Annotated in this window: 12 protein-coding genes; 8 read left to right on the top strand and 4 right to left on the bottom strand. The window is 60.6% G+C overall.

The genetic code is table 11. From position 1 onward, the window contains the following. Positions 1–90 precede the first annotated feature (90 nt). Genes waaA through lpxK form a run of 3 tightly spaced genes read left to right on the top strand, consistent with a single transcriptional unit; the run spans position 91 to position 3,208 of the window. Complete coding sequence (gene waaA, locus FHP24_RS07010; RefSeq protein ID WP_139674780.1) at positions 91–1,419, top strand: lipid IV(A) 3-deoxy-D-manno-octulosonic acid transferase; 1,329 nt, start codon at positions 91–93, stop codon at positions 1,417–1,419. After that, positions 1,416–2,159, top strand: a complete 744-nt coding sequence (locus FHP24_RS07005; protein WP_139674777.1) for an HAD family hydrolase — start codon at positions 1,416–1,418, stop codon at positions 2,157–2,159. Before waaA ends, FHP24_RS07005 begins: the two co-directional genes overlap by 4 nt. 5 nt (positions 2,160–2,164) lie before the next feature. After that, the gene (gene lpxK, locus FHP24_RS07000) at positions 2,165–3,208 is read left to right on the top strand and encodes a tetraacyldisaccharide 4'-kinase (protein ID WP_139674775.1); all 1,044 of its coding nucleotides are present in this window, start codon (positions 2,165–2,167) and stop codon (positions 3,206–3,208) included. Between the two features lie 4 nt (positions 3,209–3,212). On the opposite strand, the gene FHP24_RS06995 is transcribed toward lpxK, so the two are convergent. Both FHP24_RS06995 and mutL read right to left on the bottom strand, forming a co-directional pair. After that, a complete protein-coding gene (locus FHP24_RS06995; protein ID WP_180355919.1) occupies positions 3,213–3,446 on the bottom strand; it encodes a DUF2093 domain-containing protein in 234 nt (77 codons plus the stop codon). A 68-nt stretch (positions 3,447–3,514) separates the two neighbouring features. Next, positions 3,515–5,389, bottom strand: coding sequence for a DNA mismatch repair endonuclease MutL (gene mutL / locus FHP24_RS06990; protein ID WP_139676175.1), 1,875 nt, complete (start codon positions 5,387–5,389; stop codon positions 3,515–3,517). Between the two features lie 338 nt (positions 5,390–5,727). On the opposite strand from mutL, the gene FHP24_RS06985 reads away from it, so the two are divergent. The 3 genes from FHP24_RS06985 to FHP24_RS06975 all read left to right on the top strand — a co-directional run bounded on the left by FHP24_RS06985 (position 5,728) and on the right by FHP24_RS06975 (position 11,056). Next, positions 5,728–7,407, top strand: a complete 1,680-nt coding sequence (locus tag FHP24_RS06985) for a response regulator (RefSeq protein WP_139674769.1) — start codon at positions 5,728–5,730, stop codon at positions 7,405–7,407. Between the two features lie 85 nt (positions 7,408–7,492). Next, on the top strand, positions 7,493–8,848 hold the full coding sequence (locus FHP24_RS06980; protein WP_139674766.1) for a putative bifunctional diguanylate cyclase/phosphodiesterase: 1,356 nt from the start codon (positions 7,493–7,495) through the stop codon (positions 8,846–8,848). A gap of 165 nt (positions 8,849–9,013) precedes the next feature. Next, positions 9,014–11,056, top strand: a complete 2,043-nt coding sequence (locus FHP24_RS06975) for an NADH:flavin oxidoreductase (protein WP_139674763.1) — start codon at positions 9,014–9,016, stop codon at positions 11,054–11,056. A 99-nt stretch (positions 11,057–11,155) separates the two neighbouring features. Here the strand turns inward: FHP24_RS06975 and FHP24_RS06970 are convergent, their stop codons facing one another. Next, on the bottom strand, positions 11,156–11,764 hold the full coding sequence (locus FHP24_RS06970; protein ID WP_139674760.1) for a PRC-barrel domain-containing protein: 609 nt from the start codon (positions 11,762–11,764) through the stop codon (positions 11,156–11,158). Positions 11,765–11,930: 166 nt separating this feature from the next. Continuing rightward, a complete protein-coding gene (locus FHP24_RS06965; RefSeq protein WP_139674758.1) occupies positions 11,931–12,812 on the bottom strand; it encodes an SMP-30/gluconolactonase/LRE family protein in 882 nt (293 codons plus the stop codon). 370 nt (positions 12,813–13,182) lie between these two features. On the opposite strand from FHP24_RS06965, the gene FHP24_RS06960 reads away from it, so the two are divergent. Further along, positions 13,183–13,905 carry a LuxR family transcriptional regulator gene (locus FHP24_RS06960; protein WP_139674755.1) on the top strand — a complete coding sequence of 241 codons (723 nt, stop codon included), beginning with the start codon at positions 13,183–13,185 and terminating at the stop codon, positions 13,903–13,905. A 352-nt stretch (positions 13,906–14,257) separates the two neighbouring features. After that, positions 14,258–15,406 carry an Mrp/NBP35 family ATP-binding protein gene (locus FHP24_RS06955; protein WP_139674752.1) on the top strand — a complete coding sequence of 383 codons (1,149 nt, stop codon included), beginning with the start codon at positions 14,258–14,260 and terminating at the stop codon, positions 15,404–15,406. Positions 15,407–15,740: the final 334 nt, after the last annotated feature.

Genomic DNA, 15,740 nt, shown 5'->3' with positions numbered 1-15,740 from the left:
GACGCATTTATGAAACACGTAAGCCGGGTTAGAATATCACTTCAGGGGTGAGGTATTGATGGTGCTATGCAGGGATCTGGAGCGAGGGCTATGAGCAGTGCTATGGCTCGCATGGCTCTTGCCGGCTATCGCCTTGCAGGTGTCGCGCTTTATCCCCTGGCCGGCCCTTATCTCGCCTTTCGGGCGATGAAGGGCAAGGAAGATCGCTCAAGGCGGCTGGAAAGGCTTGGTTATGCCAGCCAGCCGCGTCCCAGAGGACCGCTGGTCTGGGTCCATTCCGCCAGCGTCGGCGAGACCCTCTCCATTCTGCCGCTGATCCGTGAACTGCGCCGTCGTGAAATCTATGTCGTCCTGACCACCGGCACCGTCACTTCTGCAGCTCTCGTGGAAGCGCGGCTCGGCGACGAAGTCATCCATCAATACGTGCCGATCGACGTTAAGTTTCCTATCAAGCGCTTCCTCAGCTACTGGAAGCCGGACGCCAGCATCACGGCGGAATCAGAGATCTGGCCGACGACGGTTGCCGAACTTGCGCGCCGCCGTGTGCCGCAGATCCGCGTCAATGCCCGCATTTCGGATCGCTCGTTCAGCCGCTGGCACAATCACGCCAAGGTGGCCGAGGCGCTGTTCGACAAGATGGCCCTCGTGGTCGCCCAGTCCGATCTTGATGCCGAACGGTTCCGCGATCTCGGCGCCTGGCCGGTCATCGTTTCGGGCAACCTGAAGAGTGACACCGATCCACCGCCTTGCGATGAACTGCTTCTGGAAAAATACAAGGCCGAGATCGGCGACCGCAAGACCTGGGCGGCGATCTCCACCTTCGACGGTGAGGAAAAGGCCGCTGCGACCGTTCATCGGGCGCTGAAAGCCAAGAACGGCCAGCTGACCATCATAGTCCCGCGCCATCCCGATAGGGCCGATGCGATCGAAGCCATGCTCAAGGAAGAAGGTCTCGCCGTCGCCCGTCGTTCGCGCAATGACGAACTGACGCCCGAAACCGATATCTTCCTCGGCGATTCCATTGGCGAGATGGGGCTTTACCTGCGCCTGACCGAGATCGCCTTTGTCGGCCGCTCGCTGACCAATGAAGGTGGCCAGAACCCGCTGGAACCGGCCATGATCGGTTGCGCGGTGCTTACCGGGCCGAACATCCAGAATTTCCGCGATGCCTACCAACACCTCGTCCGCAAGGGCGGCGCACGCATGGTCAAGGATGTCGAGATGCTGGCCAAGGCCGTGCATTACCTGCTGATCACCGATCCAGCCCGAGCTAAGATGGTGGAGGCCGGAACCGATGCGATGGAAGACCTGCGCGGCGCGCTCGGCAAGACCATCAAGGCGCTCGAGCCCTATATCAATCCGTTGACCGTCACGGCGCGTTTGCAGCCGAAGGTCGCTGCCGCCGGTAACATCCGGTGAGTTCCTCCCCCGCGATCGCGGGCATTCTGTTCGACAAGGACGGCACGCTCATCCGCTACGACGAAAGCTGGGGGCCGGTAAATCGTGAGGCGGCGCGCATCGCGTCAGCCGGCAATAGCGCGCTTGAGCCGGTGTTGCTGGCTGCCGGTGGCATGGATGCCGAGACCGGCAAGACCAAAGCCGACAGCCTGTTCGCCGCCGGCAATTCAGCCGAGATCGCTGAAGGTTTCGTGGGCGCCGGATCGCCGCTCGATGCAAGCGATCTGACACGGGAACTCGATGCGTTGTTCCTCCGGGCGGCCGAATTCTCCGTCCCGGTTGCCGATCTTCCGGCGGTATTTTCTGACCTGAAGGCGCGCGGTTTCAAGCTCGGCATCGCCTCCAGCGACAACGAGAAGGCAATCCGCCGCATGGCGGAAAGCTTCGGCATAACCGGCCATGTGGATTTTATCGCCGGTTACGACAGCGGTTTCGGCACAAAACCCCAACCGGGCATGATGCTGGCGTTCTGTAAGGCTGTCGGTCTTCAGCCGTGTCATGTCGCGATGGTCGGCGACAACAATCACGACATGCATATGGGCCGCGCCGCAGGCGCAGGACTTAACCTCGCCGTTCTGACCGGAACCGGAACGCGCGAGACGCTTTCCGCGCTGGCCGACCACTGCCTCGACGACATCACCACACTCTCCGACGTCATCTTCGCTCCGGCATCTCCCAACGCGGCGTCTGCGGGGGAATAGACGCGATGGTTTCCGAAGCACCGCCTTTCTGGTGGGAAAAACCCGATTGGCGTGCTTACGCGCTGATGCCATTCTCGGCCATCTATGGCGCAATCGCGGGAAAAAGGATGCGCACGGCCAAACGTGCTTCCGCCCCGATCCCGGTCATCTGCGTCGGTAATTTCACCGTTGGCGGCGCCGGCAAGACCCCGACTTCGATTGCGCTCGCAAGGGCAGCGAAGGAAATGGGGCACACGCCCGGTTTCCTGAGCCGTGGTTATGGCGGCTCGCTGGACGTGACCACGCTGGTCGATTGCGATCGCCACCGGTCCGATGCCGTGGGCGACGAGGCGCTGCTTTTGGCATCAGAAGCCATGACGGTGATCTCGCGCAAGCGGGTCGATGGCGCGAGGAAACTTGCCGCCGAAGGTGCTGACCTGATCATCATGGACGACGGGTTCCAGAGCGCGCGCCTGCATCTGGATTTCGCACTTGTTGTGATCGACAGCGTCAGGGGCATCGGCAATGGCCATCTCGTGCCGGGCGGTCCGGTGCGCGCGCCGATACCAGAACAGATGCGGCAGTTGTCGGCGCTCCTCAAGGTCGGCAATGGGGACGCTGCGGATGCGCTGGTCCGCAAGGCGGCCCGCGCTGGCAAGGCGATCCATGTGGCAACTCTGCAGCCGCGTCCGGACGATACGCTGGCGGGAAAAAACATGCTCGCTTATGCCGGCATCGCCGATCCGGAAAAATTCTATCGCACCGTCCGGTCAATCGGCGGGCTGATCACCACGACCCGCTCTTTCCCCGATCACCACTATTTCACCGAGGATGAGATCCGGTCGCTGATCGACGATGCCGAGCGCGAAGGCCTGCTGCTGGCGACGACGGCCAAGGACGCTGCCCGCCTTGCCGGCCATTCCGGCCCGGCTCGCGAGTTGCTGGAAAGGTCAAAGATCGTCGAGGTCGACATGATCTTCGACGATCCGCACGGCCCCTCGGCCATGATCGAAGCGGCATTCAGGAATTTCCGCGAAAGACGTCTGCGCGAAGGCGCGGCCAAGGGCTGATCTTTCAGCCCACCTGCTGGTTTGGCAGCATGCCGGCACGTTTTTCGGCTTCGAGCGAGGTTGCGCAATCGACATACGCTTCCTGTCGGGCGACACTCCAGTAGCGAAGTTCGTCGACGGGAATATGCACGCCGGTTGCCGCGCACACGACGTAGGAGCCGGCACTGAGGATCTGATAGTCGCCGTCGAGATAGCGGATCTTGGCCTCGCGAAAGCCGCTTCCCTCAAACCGGTTCATCACTCGTCTCCTGCGAAAAAACATCGGTCCCCTCTACCCCGAACCAAGCGCGATTACCAGAGCGCGTCTCAACTGCGCCCGAACAGCCGTTCTATATCAGAAAGCTTGAGTTCAATATAGGTCGGCCGCCCATGGTTGCAGGTGCCGGAACCCGGCGTCGCTTCCATCTGGCGCAAGAGCGCGTTCATCTCATCGGGCTTCAGCCGTCGCCCGGACCGGACAGACCCGTGGCAGGCCATGGTGGCTGCTATATATTCGAGCTTGTTCCTCAAGCCGCTTGCCGTGTTCCATTCGGCGATTTCGTCGGCGAGATCGCGGATAAGTGCGTTCGGATCCACTTCGCCAAGCATGGCCGGCGTTTCGCGCACGGCGACAGCCCCCGGGCCGAAGCGCTCGATCGCAAGGCCGAGCCGGTCGAGTTCGGTTGCATGCACCATCAGCCGGTCGCAATCCTCTTCCGGCAGATCGATGATTTCGGGGATCAGCAATACCTGCGAAGCGAGGCGGTCGTTTTCCAGCGCCTTGCGCAGGCTTTCATAGACCAGCCGTTCATGCGCGGCGTGCTGATCGACGATCACCAGTCCGTTTTCGGTTTGAGCGACGATATAATTCTCGTGCACCTGCGCACGGGCTGCACCCAGCCTGTAGCCGGCGGCCGTTGTCTCGGGCGTATAGGTCGTGTCTGCAACCGTGTCGGCGCGCGCCGTCGGCGCCGAGAACGCGTCGAACCCGGATTGTACCGGACGGGCAGCATAAGACGTCGCTACGTCGAGATCGAGCGGCCGGGAAGGGGAAGACGACGCGGACCAGCTCGCCTGAGGGGCCGAATGCGGATAGGAGTGCCGCTGAAAACCCGATCCCGGTGTTTCGGAAAAGCCCGGTTGTGCGGGTGTCTGCTGGGAGAATCCGGGCTGGAAAGCCCTCAACATGGCGGCAGCACCCGTCGTCGAGGCGCGGTCGCCCTCGCGATGCAGCGCCTGGCGGATGGCACCGACGATCAGCCCGCGCACCAGCTGCGGGTCGCGGAAGCGTACATCGGCCTTGGCCGGATGCACGTTGACATCGACGAAGGCCGGATCGAGTTCGATCGACAGCACCGCAACCGGATAGCGCCCGGATGGCATCTGTTCGGCATAGGCGCCGCGAATGGCTGAGAGGATCAGCTTGTCCTGAACCGGGCGGCCGTTTACGAAGGCGAACTGGTGCGCCGAGTTGCCGCGGTGAAAGGTCGGCACGCCGACGAAGCCGGAGAGCGACACGTCTTCACGCCCGGCATCGATCTCGATCGCATTCTCCTTGAATTCCGTGCCAAGAATCTGCGCCATGCGGGCAAGATGGTCGTCGCCGGTTGCCGGAAATTCCAGCGTCGACCGATCCGAACCGGACAACACGAATCGGACATGCGGGAAGGCGATTGCCATGCGCTTGACCACTTCGGTGATCGCTGCCGCTTCCGCCCGCTCCGTTTTCATGAATTTCAGCCGGGCAGGGGTAGCGAAGAACAGGTCGCGCACCTCGACCACCGTACCCTGATTGGCCGGTGCCGGCTTGACCGGCGAGGCAGCACCGCCATTGACGGAAACCTGAAAGCCGGATGGATCACTATTGCGGCGGCTGGTGATAGTCAGTCGTGCGACCGAGCCGATCGACGGCAGCGCTTCGCCGCGGAAACCGAGCGTCTGGATATCGTCCAGCGTCGTGGAGATCTTCGATGTGCAATGGCGGCGCACGGCAAGTTCCAGATCTGCCGCATCCATGCCCGAGCCGTTATCGGTCACCCGCACGAGGCTTTTTCCCCCGCCGGCCGTGGCGATTTCGATGCGCGTCGCACCGGCATCGATCGCATTCTCGATCAATTCCTTGGTCGCGCTGGCCGGGCGTTCGATGACCTCACCGGCGGCAATCTGGTTGATCAGTGTTTCAGGCAGGAGTTTTACGGACATGGTGCCATTTTCGGGGATTCTGCCGTCGGAGGAAAGGGCTGCGGCAAGATTATCCTCGGCAATCGTCTCAATGAGAAACGCCATTAATCCGGCCTTAAGGTAAACTGGCTAGGGTCTGCTTGAGAAATTGGATGAATCCGGGAGAGCATCTCTGCTCTTCGCGAATGACCGGAGTGGCGGCCAGCTGGGCACCGTCATGACAACCTGGTCGTTCGTTGATGACTTGGAGCCAGCATGTTCCCTACTGACGAGCGTGAAGGAAGTTTTGCCGATCAAGCGTTGAATCGGCTGACCGGGCATGGCGAAAAGCCGTCCTGAAAGCATACGGAGTTTCATCCATGAATGATTTGGACACGGCGGATCCGAACATTCAGACTGCCATTCTGGAAGCACTGGCCGAAGGCATGTCCGCGGCAGTGTTGCTCTATGACAGGAACGACCTGGTCGTATTCGCCAGCCAGCAGATCGCAAACATCATGCGGGTGCAGCCTCGCCTTCTTGTGCCCGGAACCCGCATACGCGATCTTCTGGCAGCCATGTATGATGCGGGTATTCGCCTCGTCGCCGACACCCACAATTATCGCCGTGCGCTGAGCCGCGAGGATTGGGTCGCCGAGCAGATTGCCGGTCTGTGGAAGGAACGTTCGGAAAGCCTGGAACGCCCCGCACCGGACCGCTGGCTGAGTGTCGCCAAGCGGCGTCTTCCCTCGGGTTACGGGGTCTGCGTCATCAAGGACGTTTCCGAGCAGAAGAGGCGTGAGGAACAGTGGCGCGTCGATACGGAACGCGTTCAGGTCACCGAAGAAGTGCTGGATAATCTTCCCTTCCCGATCAGCGTCAAGGACCGGAATTCCACCTTCGTCGCGGTCAACAAGGCCAATTGCGATTTCCTCGATCTTCCGGCCGATGCGATCCTTGGTCACAAGGGTGCAGACATCAATTCCAAGGCATTCGAGGATCGTCTCGCGCCGATCAACCAGCATGTCTACGAAACCGGTGAGCCCATCCAGCTTCCCGAGCGCATCACCCGCCCGGATGGGTCGACGGCGCTTACCATTGTCCACAAATACCGGATCGGCAAGCCCGGTCGCTACTATCTCGTCACCGTCAAGCAGGATGTTTCATCGATTGCCGCAGGAGCCGGCGCCGACCAGTCGCTGCAGTCGAACGAATGGGCTTCCGGCTTCGTGCCGATCGATATGACGCGGGAACCGGTTCCGGCCTCGCCAGTCAACACGGGCCCCGCCATCGTCGGCGTCAAGGTTCTGGTCGTCAGCCGTTTCGCCGATACGTCGGCACAGGCTATCGAAATCCTGTCCTGGCAGGGAGCCGATGTTTCCGCTGCCGCCGATGCCGACGAATTCACCCTGTTTTTGCAATTGGCCGCCGAAGCGGATGTACGGATCGATCTCGTCGTCATCGATGCCCGTATGCCGGCGGAACTCACGCAGGTTGCCGAAGCCTATGGGGTCGCGGCATTGCGTGTCGAAGAAGCGCATATCGGTCCCAACCTGCCGGTTCTGGTCGCCGCCGAACTCGGAAAACCCTTTGCCGAGTTGGTCTTGCCGGCTGTCGACGGACAGGCTTTCCCTTCATCGTCGCAGAGCGAATGCATCGATGTCCTTGTCGCCGAGGACAACGAGGTGAACCAGATCGTCTTTTCCCAGATCATCGAAGGGCTCGGCTATCGGTATGTCCTGGCTGTCGATGGCGAAGAGGCGGTACGGCTGTGGCGTAAGCATTCACCTCGCCTTGTGCTGATGGATGTGACGCTGCCGAAACTGACGGGTTTCGAGGCATCGGCCGCTATCCGGGCGCTGGAAGACGGAACGCAGCCTGTGCCGATCATCGGCGTTCTGCCGCAGGCCTTCGACCGTGACCGGGAAGCCTGCATCGAGGCCGGCATGAACGACGTGATCCTCAAGCCGATAAGCCCTGAAGCACTGGATGCGGTCTTCCAGCGGTTTCTGGCGGTGGCGGAAGACGAGGTCGAGGCTGAAGCATGGCCCGTTTCGTGACCATCTTGGCATAAGCTGATACACCAGCAAAGTTTCTTAATCTTTGTCCCGCATCCTTCGCTGGTTTCGACGAGCAGGATTTTTTATGAAGTCAGCGGGCAACCCATTGCCGCAAGTCAGCCAGAATGAACTGCAGGCGATGGCCTACAGCGATCCGCTGACCGGTTTGGGCAACCGCTACAGGTTGCGCGACAAGGTGCGCCTGCTTGCCGCTGAACGCGCCGACGATCCGGCTCCCTTTGCCATCTGCATCGCCAATCTCGATGGCTTCAAGCCGATCAACGATCTGTTCGGGTCAGAAGCCGGTGACGAAATTCTCTGCCAGGTCGCCCATCGCCTGAAGGCATGCATGCCCGACGGCGCGACGGTGACGCGTCACGATGGCGACGAGTTTGCCTTCGTCCTGCCGCTCGTTTTCGAGCGGGTGGGGGCGGAGCGCATCGGTCAGATGATGAAGGATGTTCTGTCTGCCCCTTACGATCTGGGCGACCGCAATGTCCGGCTGTCGGCATCCTTCGGTTTTGCCATCTATCCTTTTGCAGGCGAGGAATTCGAGGACCTGCTGAAAAGCGCCGAAACGGCGCTCTATCGCTCGAAGCGCCGCGGCCGCGCTCAGATCACCGTTTATTCCACCGAAATCGCCCAGGAAATGAAGCGCGCCACGCAGATCGAGCAGGCGCTGCGCAACGCCATCATTTCCGATGCGGTAGATGTTCATTTCCAGCCGATCGTCCGCATCCGTGACGGCGTGGTGGCAGGTTTCGAGGCCCTCGCGCGCTGGCGCGATGCCGATCTCGGCTTCGTCTCGCCCGCCGTCTTCGTGCCGCTGGCCGAAGAGCGCGGTTTCATCGACGCGCTGTCGGATACGCTGCTGCGCAAGGCTGCTGAAGCGGCGCTCTCATGGCCGCGCGAACTTTTCCTGTCGTTCAATCTGTCTTCCGCCCAGCTGATGGATCCGGGCACGTCGAGCAATATTCTCTCGACCCTTTCGCATGTCGGTCTCGATCCGCGCCGCGTCGAACTGGAAATCACCGAAACCGCGGTGATGACGTCTGCCGATACCGCCCATCGCATCATCAGCGAGCTGCGGGCAAAAGGCGTGCGCATCTCGCTCGACGATTTCGGCACCGGCCAGTCCAGCCTCGGCCGGCTGCGCGACTTCACCTTCGACAAGGTCAAGATCGACCGCGCCTTCATCTCGCGCATCACCAGCGACCGGCCGTCCGAACATATCGTGCGCGCCATCATCGCCATGTGCCAGGGCCTCGATCTCGAAGTCGTTGCCGAAGGCATAGAGGAACCCGCCGACGTCGAGATGCTGCGCGCGCTGGGCTGCGGCATGGGCCAGGGCTATCACTACGGCCGCCCGGTGGATGGCGCAGCGACCCTGCGGTATCTGCAGGATCACTACCACGACTTCATGGCGATCGAGCGGATCTGAGGCGCTGAAGGCTCGAGAGCCTTGCGGACGTCTCGAAACAGCCGCGCTTCTTTTCCGTAATGACCACTTCTCTGCCGCTTTACCGACACCAAGAGGCGCTTCTGATCCTCGCGCAATGACGGCTACTCGGCGATGATCCTCTCTCGACTGAACGAGAGCGCCCCCATGTCGATATCCAACGATCCGCTTCTGCAGCCGTTTCAGCTTAAGCATCTGACGCTGAAAAACCGCATCATGTCGACGGCGCATGAGCCGGCCTATTCCGAGGACGGCATGCCGAAGGATCGGTATCGGCTTTATCATCTGGAAAAGGCCAAGGGCGGTATCGCCATGACCATGACGGCGGGGTCCGCCAGCGTCTCGGTCGACAGCCCGCCCGCCTTCGGCAATCTGCTGGCCTATAAGGACGAGATCGTTCCGTGGCTGAAGCGCCTGACCGACGACTGTCATGACTACGGCACGGCGGTGATGATCCAGCTCACCCATCTCGGCCGGCGCACCAACTGGAATAAGGGAAACTGGCTGCCGGTTCTCAGCCCCTCTCCGATCCGCGAACCTGCCCATCGGGCCTTTCCGAAGGAGATGGAGGACTGGGACATCGAGCGGATCGTCGCCGACTACGCCGATGCCGCTGCCCGTATGCGCGAAGGTGGGCTCGACGGCATCGAGATCGAAGCCTATGGCCACCTGATGGACCAGTTCTGGTCGCCCGCCACCAATAGGCGCGAGGATGAGTTCGGCGGTTCGCTGGAAAACCGCATGCGGTTCTCGGATATGGTGCTGAAGGCGATCCGTCGCTCCGTGGGGCCGGATTTCATTGTCGGTATCCGTTTGGTAGCAGACGAGGACTGGGAAAAAGGAATTTCGCGCGAAGAAGGGATCGAAATTGCGAAGAGACTGGCCGCCTCCGGTCATATCGATTTTCTCAATGTGATCCGCGGCCATATCGACCACGACGCCGATCTCAACAATGTCATCCCGATCCAGGGCATGCGCGCCTCTCCGCATCTGGATTTTGCCGGCGAAGTGAGGGCGGCGACGAAATTCCCGGTTTTTCATGCGGCCCGCATCGCCGATGTCGCAACCGCCCGCCACGCGATCGCCGAAGGCAAGCTCGATATGGTCGGCATGACCCGCGCCCATATTGCTGACCCGCATATCGTCAACAAGATCATCCGCGGCGAGGAGGCCCGAATCCGCCCCTGCGTCGGCGCCACCTATTGTCTCGACAGGATATATGAGGGCGGCGAGGCGCTCTGTATTCACAATGCGGCGACCGGCCGCGAAGCGCTGATTTCCCACGACATCGCTCCTGCGAAGGAAATCCGCCGCGCCGTTGTGATCGGGGCAGGGCCGGCGGGGCTGGAAGCGGCAAGGGTTCTGGCCGAACGCGGCCATTCGGTCACCGTGCTGGAAGCGACGGGGCAGGCCGGCGGCCAGATCAACCTGCTTGTTCGAAATCCGCGCCGCCGCGAAATGATCGGCATCGTCGATTGGCGTCTGTCAGAACTCGAGCGTTTCGGCGTCGACATCCGCTATGACGTCTATGCTGAGGCGGATGACGTCTTGTCCCTCGCGCCCGATCTTGTCGTGGTCGCGACCGGAGGGTTTGCGCAGACACCGGAGCTGGACGAGGGCGACGATCTCGTCACTTCGAGCTGGGATATCCTGGCCGGCACGGCAAAACCGCAGGGGCCGGTTCTTCTGTTCGACGATAATGGCGGCCATCCCGGCATGAGCGCGGCGGAAATCATCGCATCGACCGGCGCGGAGCTGGAACTGGTCTCTCCCGAACGCTTTTTTGCACCGGAAATGGGCGGCATGAACCATGTCCCCTATGCGAAAATCTTTGCCGAAAAGAATGTGAAGGTCACGATCAATACACGGCTGAAGGCCGTGCGACGCAACGGTAACGGCCTGACCGCCGTTCTCGGCTCCGATTATTCGCCGGCAACTGTCGAGCGTCTGGTCGGACAGGTCGTTGTCGAACATGGCACTAAGGCCAATGCCGACCTGTTTCTCGAATTGAAACCACTGTCGAGAAATCTCGGTGCCGTGGATTATCGCGCCTTGATCGAGCGCCGCGCGCCGCTGGCCGTCAAGAATGATGGGGGCGCCTTTGACCTCGTCAGGATTGGCGACGCGGTCTCTAGTCGTAACGTACATGCGGCCATCTATGACGCGCTGCGGCTCTGTTCTCTCTTGTAAAACGACGAAGGGGCGGCGCCGCAGCACCGCCCCTTTTTCATCATCTTGTCACTCGTCCTCGCATCACGGGAGGCGGATAGCTCGTTCCAGATCCGAAGCTTACGGCTTCGGTGCCGTCGACGAGTTTGTGTCGCCACCCGTGGAGGGCGTTGCAGGCGCGGCGGATGTCGCCGGTGCCGTTGTCGTGGACGACGTGGTGGTCGTATCGGTTGCCGCCTGCTTGTCGCTCAGCGTCTTGAACTCGGGAGCCGCCTGAAGCGCTTCGGCCGTCTCCGTCGTGGTCAGGCGAACATCGTTGTTGTTTGCCGCGTCACGGGTCAGGCTGACCTTGCTCATCGGGAGGGCCACATCCTTCGCACCGATGCCGAGGAAACCGCCGACGCCGACCACGGCTGCAACAATTCCGCCATTCTGTTCAAGGATCAGGTCGTTGACCTTACCGATGCTTTCATCGCCGGCGTTGTAGATCTGTTTGCCGATATATTCATTGGCGCTGACCTGGGTTTCCGTCTGCTGGGTCAGATAGGCTGCATCACCGGCGGCAGACATGGCCGAGCCAGCCGCTGGCGCCATCGTATTGGTTTCTGCCGGGGCAGTCGGCGCTGCCGGAGTAGCTGGTGTGGCATTGTTGGTCTGCGCAAATGCTGGTGCAAGGGCGGTGGACGTCATGAGAGCTGTCGCGATAATTGCTGCAAATGTCTTCTTCATGGTGTTCCTGCCTTTTCCGTTTGTTATCGTTGCATAAAACCGCTCATCTGACCGGGAGGTCGTCACGCTGGCGGCTCGATAAGGTAACAAGCTGGAACGGCATTGGTTCCCTGGATGCCGATTTTTTAGGCTGGAAATGTCTCGACCTGATACGTCTCTGCAATGCTCAGAGGCGATAGGCGGGGTCGTATTTAGCCTGTGCGCCGGTGTCGACGGCAAATGTCGCACCGGCCATCGGATCGGCAGCGCGGCCGGCATCGTCCAGCCCTTCCCATGCGGAGGTGACGGCGATACGGCTGGAGCCGATAAAGGCCGGGCAGGTCGTCCGCTTCGCCGGCAGCTGGTACCGCTGGATGAACGTTCCGTCCGCATTGTAATGGTCGAGGGCCGCTTCGCCCCAGCGGGCGTTCCACAGATGGCCGTTTGCATCGCAGATCGCTCCGTCGATACCGCCTGCATCGGCGCTCCCATCGACGAATACCGATGGTTGACCGCTCGGCAGGCCGGTTGCGGGATCGATTGAAACCTTCATCAGCCTGTTGCCGCGTGTATCGACGAAATAGGCCGTCGCGGCATCGGGGGAGAAGCAGATCGCGTTCGGGATGCTGATTCGGTCGTAAAGTTTCGTCACCGCGCCCTTCGAGACGTGATAGATCGCGCCCGCGCCATCGGCTGCGGTTCGTCCCATCGTGCCGATCCACAGGCTGCCGGAGGCGTGCACGCGCCCGTCATTGGATCGGTTGGCGTCGTTGCCGGGTTCGAGTTCGCAATGCGGCGCAAGTTCGCCCGTTGCCCGGGTGCGGATGAACAGGCCCTTGTCGCTTCCGATCAGCTGGCGCTCGTCATCGATGCGCGCGACGACGCTTGCCATGACCGGAAGCGGATGGATCGTCTCCTTACCACTTGTCAGATCAAGTGAATGCAGTGCCTTGCCGAGGATATTGCACCACCACAGCGTATTGGTTTCGGCTTCGAAGCTGATCCCTTCGCCCAGGTCGCACAAAGTCGAGGACAGGACGGTGCCCTCGAACGGATGAATGGATGCCATCTTCTTCCTCCCGGATGCCATGAAACAATCGTGGGTGCCTATTCGCCACATCGTGGCGTGACTGTCCACATGGCGTGTAATCAAATACGTCGTCCCCAGCTAATAACTGCGACATCATGTTTTACCCGGACAAACCCTGTTAAGACGAGTAACTGTCACTATTGATAAAACGGTTGATCGCCGAAAAAATTAACATCTCTTTTAAGTCTGCAGTGGAAGCTCCTATATTGTAAGACACGCGATGCGGGAAGAAATGCAGGGAATTTGCAACTTTTGCCTTTTCTCCCACTGAGCGATCTCCGAACATCACCTGAATGATTCGTGTGCTTGCGCCGGCGACCCGGTGCATTCGGAACAGAGAAGTTAAAAAATGTCCAAAACGGAAACGGCCGCCGAACTGTTGACCTTCGACATAGACGTCGAAGAGATCGCAGGTTTGAAGACCCAGTTCGATGTCTTCCGTTTTACCAAGACGCTCGTGGAGTTTTATGGCTTCCGGAATTTCATGGTGCTCAACCTGCCTCCGGCAACCGCGCTCGGCCTGTCCGGCAGCGCCATCATCAACAATTGGCCGGCCGAACTCGTATCGCTCTTTGACCGCGAAGGGCTGATTCGCTCCAGCTTCGTTGTGCGCCAGCTGCGCCGTTCGGTTACGCCTTTCTCGTTCGACGTTGAACGTGATGCAGAAACGCCGGAAATGGCCGCTACATTCACCAGGTTCGGCATCGTCCGCGGCGCCTGCATTCCGGTCCACGATCCGGCGGGGGCCAGAGGCGCAGTCGTGATCGGCGGCCTCGGCGGCGAACCAAATCGCCAGAAACTGATGGAGCTGAGCTTCGCGGCGATCCATATCTTCGATCGACTTGCCGAAATCCGCAACATGGACATACGTGCGACCGATCTTTTGACGGATCGCGAGATCGATTGCCTCACCTGGACTGCCGCCGGCAAGACGAGTGCAGAAATCGCCGATATCCTCGGTCTATCTGAGCATACCGTCAATCATTACCTGAACCGTGCCGCCAAGAAGCTTGATACCGTTAACCGTACTCAGGCTGTCGCCAAGGCTCTGCGCATCGGATTGATTAAATAGGCCTTTTCTAATCTGCACAATTAGTGTGCGGTCACTGTTTGCTGCAGTGCGGAATGCCGACTTATTCGACTTTTATTCTCGGAAATACTCCGAAAAAGCCCCTAAACGGCGTGTTTCAGACTGGCATGTTTCATGCTTCCTTAGAAACAGGTCCAGAGGGGACTTAAGAAAAGCGTCCCAAGAGACGCGTTCGAGAAAAAAGCCGTCGTCCGGTTTGTGCGCCTTGTGGCTGCCGTCCGGGCGGCGGCTTTATTCGTCTTGCCGGTATGCAGCAGCAACTCCTATATATGGCCATGGATACGCGTCAGGGCGGCAAGCCCGAGATGCGCTAGAGCACAAGCAGGAGTTCGACATGCCGGATGTAACGAAGGACCAGGTGCTGGCGGCGCTCGGCAAGGTTCGCAGCCCGGATCTGGAAAGCGACCTCATCTCCCGCGGCCTTGTCTCGGATGTCTTCATCTCTGATTCAAAAGTCTATTTTTCGATCACCGTGCCCGCCGAAAAGGCTCAAGAGCTGGAGCCCTTGCGGCTGGCCGCCGAAAAGGCGGTGACGGCTGTGCCGGGCGTCAAGGGCGCGCTGGTCACGCTGACTGCCGATCGCAAGGCGTCGAGCGCTCCGCAATCGGCGCCGGCACCCCAGCCTCACGGCCATTCTCACGCTCCCGCCGGTGGGCAGCCTCGCGGCCCTGCCAACGTGAAGGCCGGCGTTCCCGGCGTCGGCGCGATCATTGCAGTGGCATCAGGCAAGGGCGGCGTCGGCAAATCCACTACCGCCGTCAATTTTGCCCTGGCGCTGCATGCGAATGGCCTGCGCGTCGGTATTCTCGATGCCGATATATACGGCCCGTCCGTACCGCGGCTGCTGAAGATTTCCGGCAGGCCCGAACAGATCGATGGTCGGCTGATCAAGCCCAAGGAAAACTATGGGCTGAAGGCCATGTCGATGGGCTTTCTCGTCGACGAGGAAACCGCGATGATCTGGCGCGGTCCGATGGTCCAGTCGGCGCTGCTGCAGATGCTGCGAGAAGTTGCCTGGGGCGATCTGGACGTGCTGGTCGTCGACATGCCGCCGGGCACAGGCGATGTGCAGCTGACCATGGCCCAGCAGGTGCCGCTCGCAGGCGCAGTGATCGTCTCCACGCCGCAGGATCTGGCGCTCATCGATGCCCGCAAGGCAGTGACGATGTTCGGCAAGGTGGAGATCCCGATCCTCGGCATCGTCGAGAACATGAGCTATTTCCTCGCGCCCGATACCGGCAAGCGTTACGATATCTTCGGCCATGGCGGCGCCCGCGCCGAGGCAGAGCGGATCGGTGTTCCTTTCCTTGGCGAAGTGCCGCTGACGATGGACATACGCGAGCGCTCCGATCTCGGTACGCCGATCGTGCATGCCGATCCCCACAGCGAAATCTCCGCCATCTATCGCGATATCGCCGCCAATGTCTGGTCGCAGGTATCGCAAGGCACGCGCCGAAAGGCGCCATCTATCGTCTTCGAATAGAGATAAGGTGTGGCATCACAATACCGGGGTCTCTCTGTATTGCGGTCCCCTCAGTGCTGTGCCGCTTGTGGCCGATCGCCGCAAGGGTCTTGCGTACAAGGCCTCAAAGCGCCATTTTCTCTCTATTGTCCGGGGCACCCCGCCTCTTGATTTTGTTGGTAGCCGTCTCTACAGACGCCTCGCTTGACGGCAGGCGGCAATTCGTCGGCCGTTTCCGGGCAAAAAATTGAGAGTGATCAAGGTTCGCCGTATAAAAAGCCAGCCATATTAAAAGGTAGTCTGCCGAACCAAAGGTCGTCTGGAAGTCCGCCCGCTCCATTCCGCATGCCGCTAT

Source organism: Aliirhizobium smilacinae (genome assembly GCF_006335145.1).
GTDB lineage: Bacteria > Pseudomonadota > Alphaproteobacteria > Rhizobiales > Rhizobiaceae > Neorhizobium > Neorhizobium smilacinae.
The sequence above is the reverse complement of the archived record's forward strand: the minus strand, read 5'-3'. Positions and strand labels throughout refer to the sequence as shown.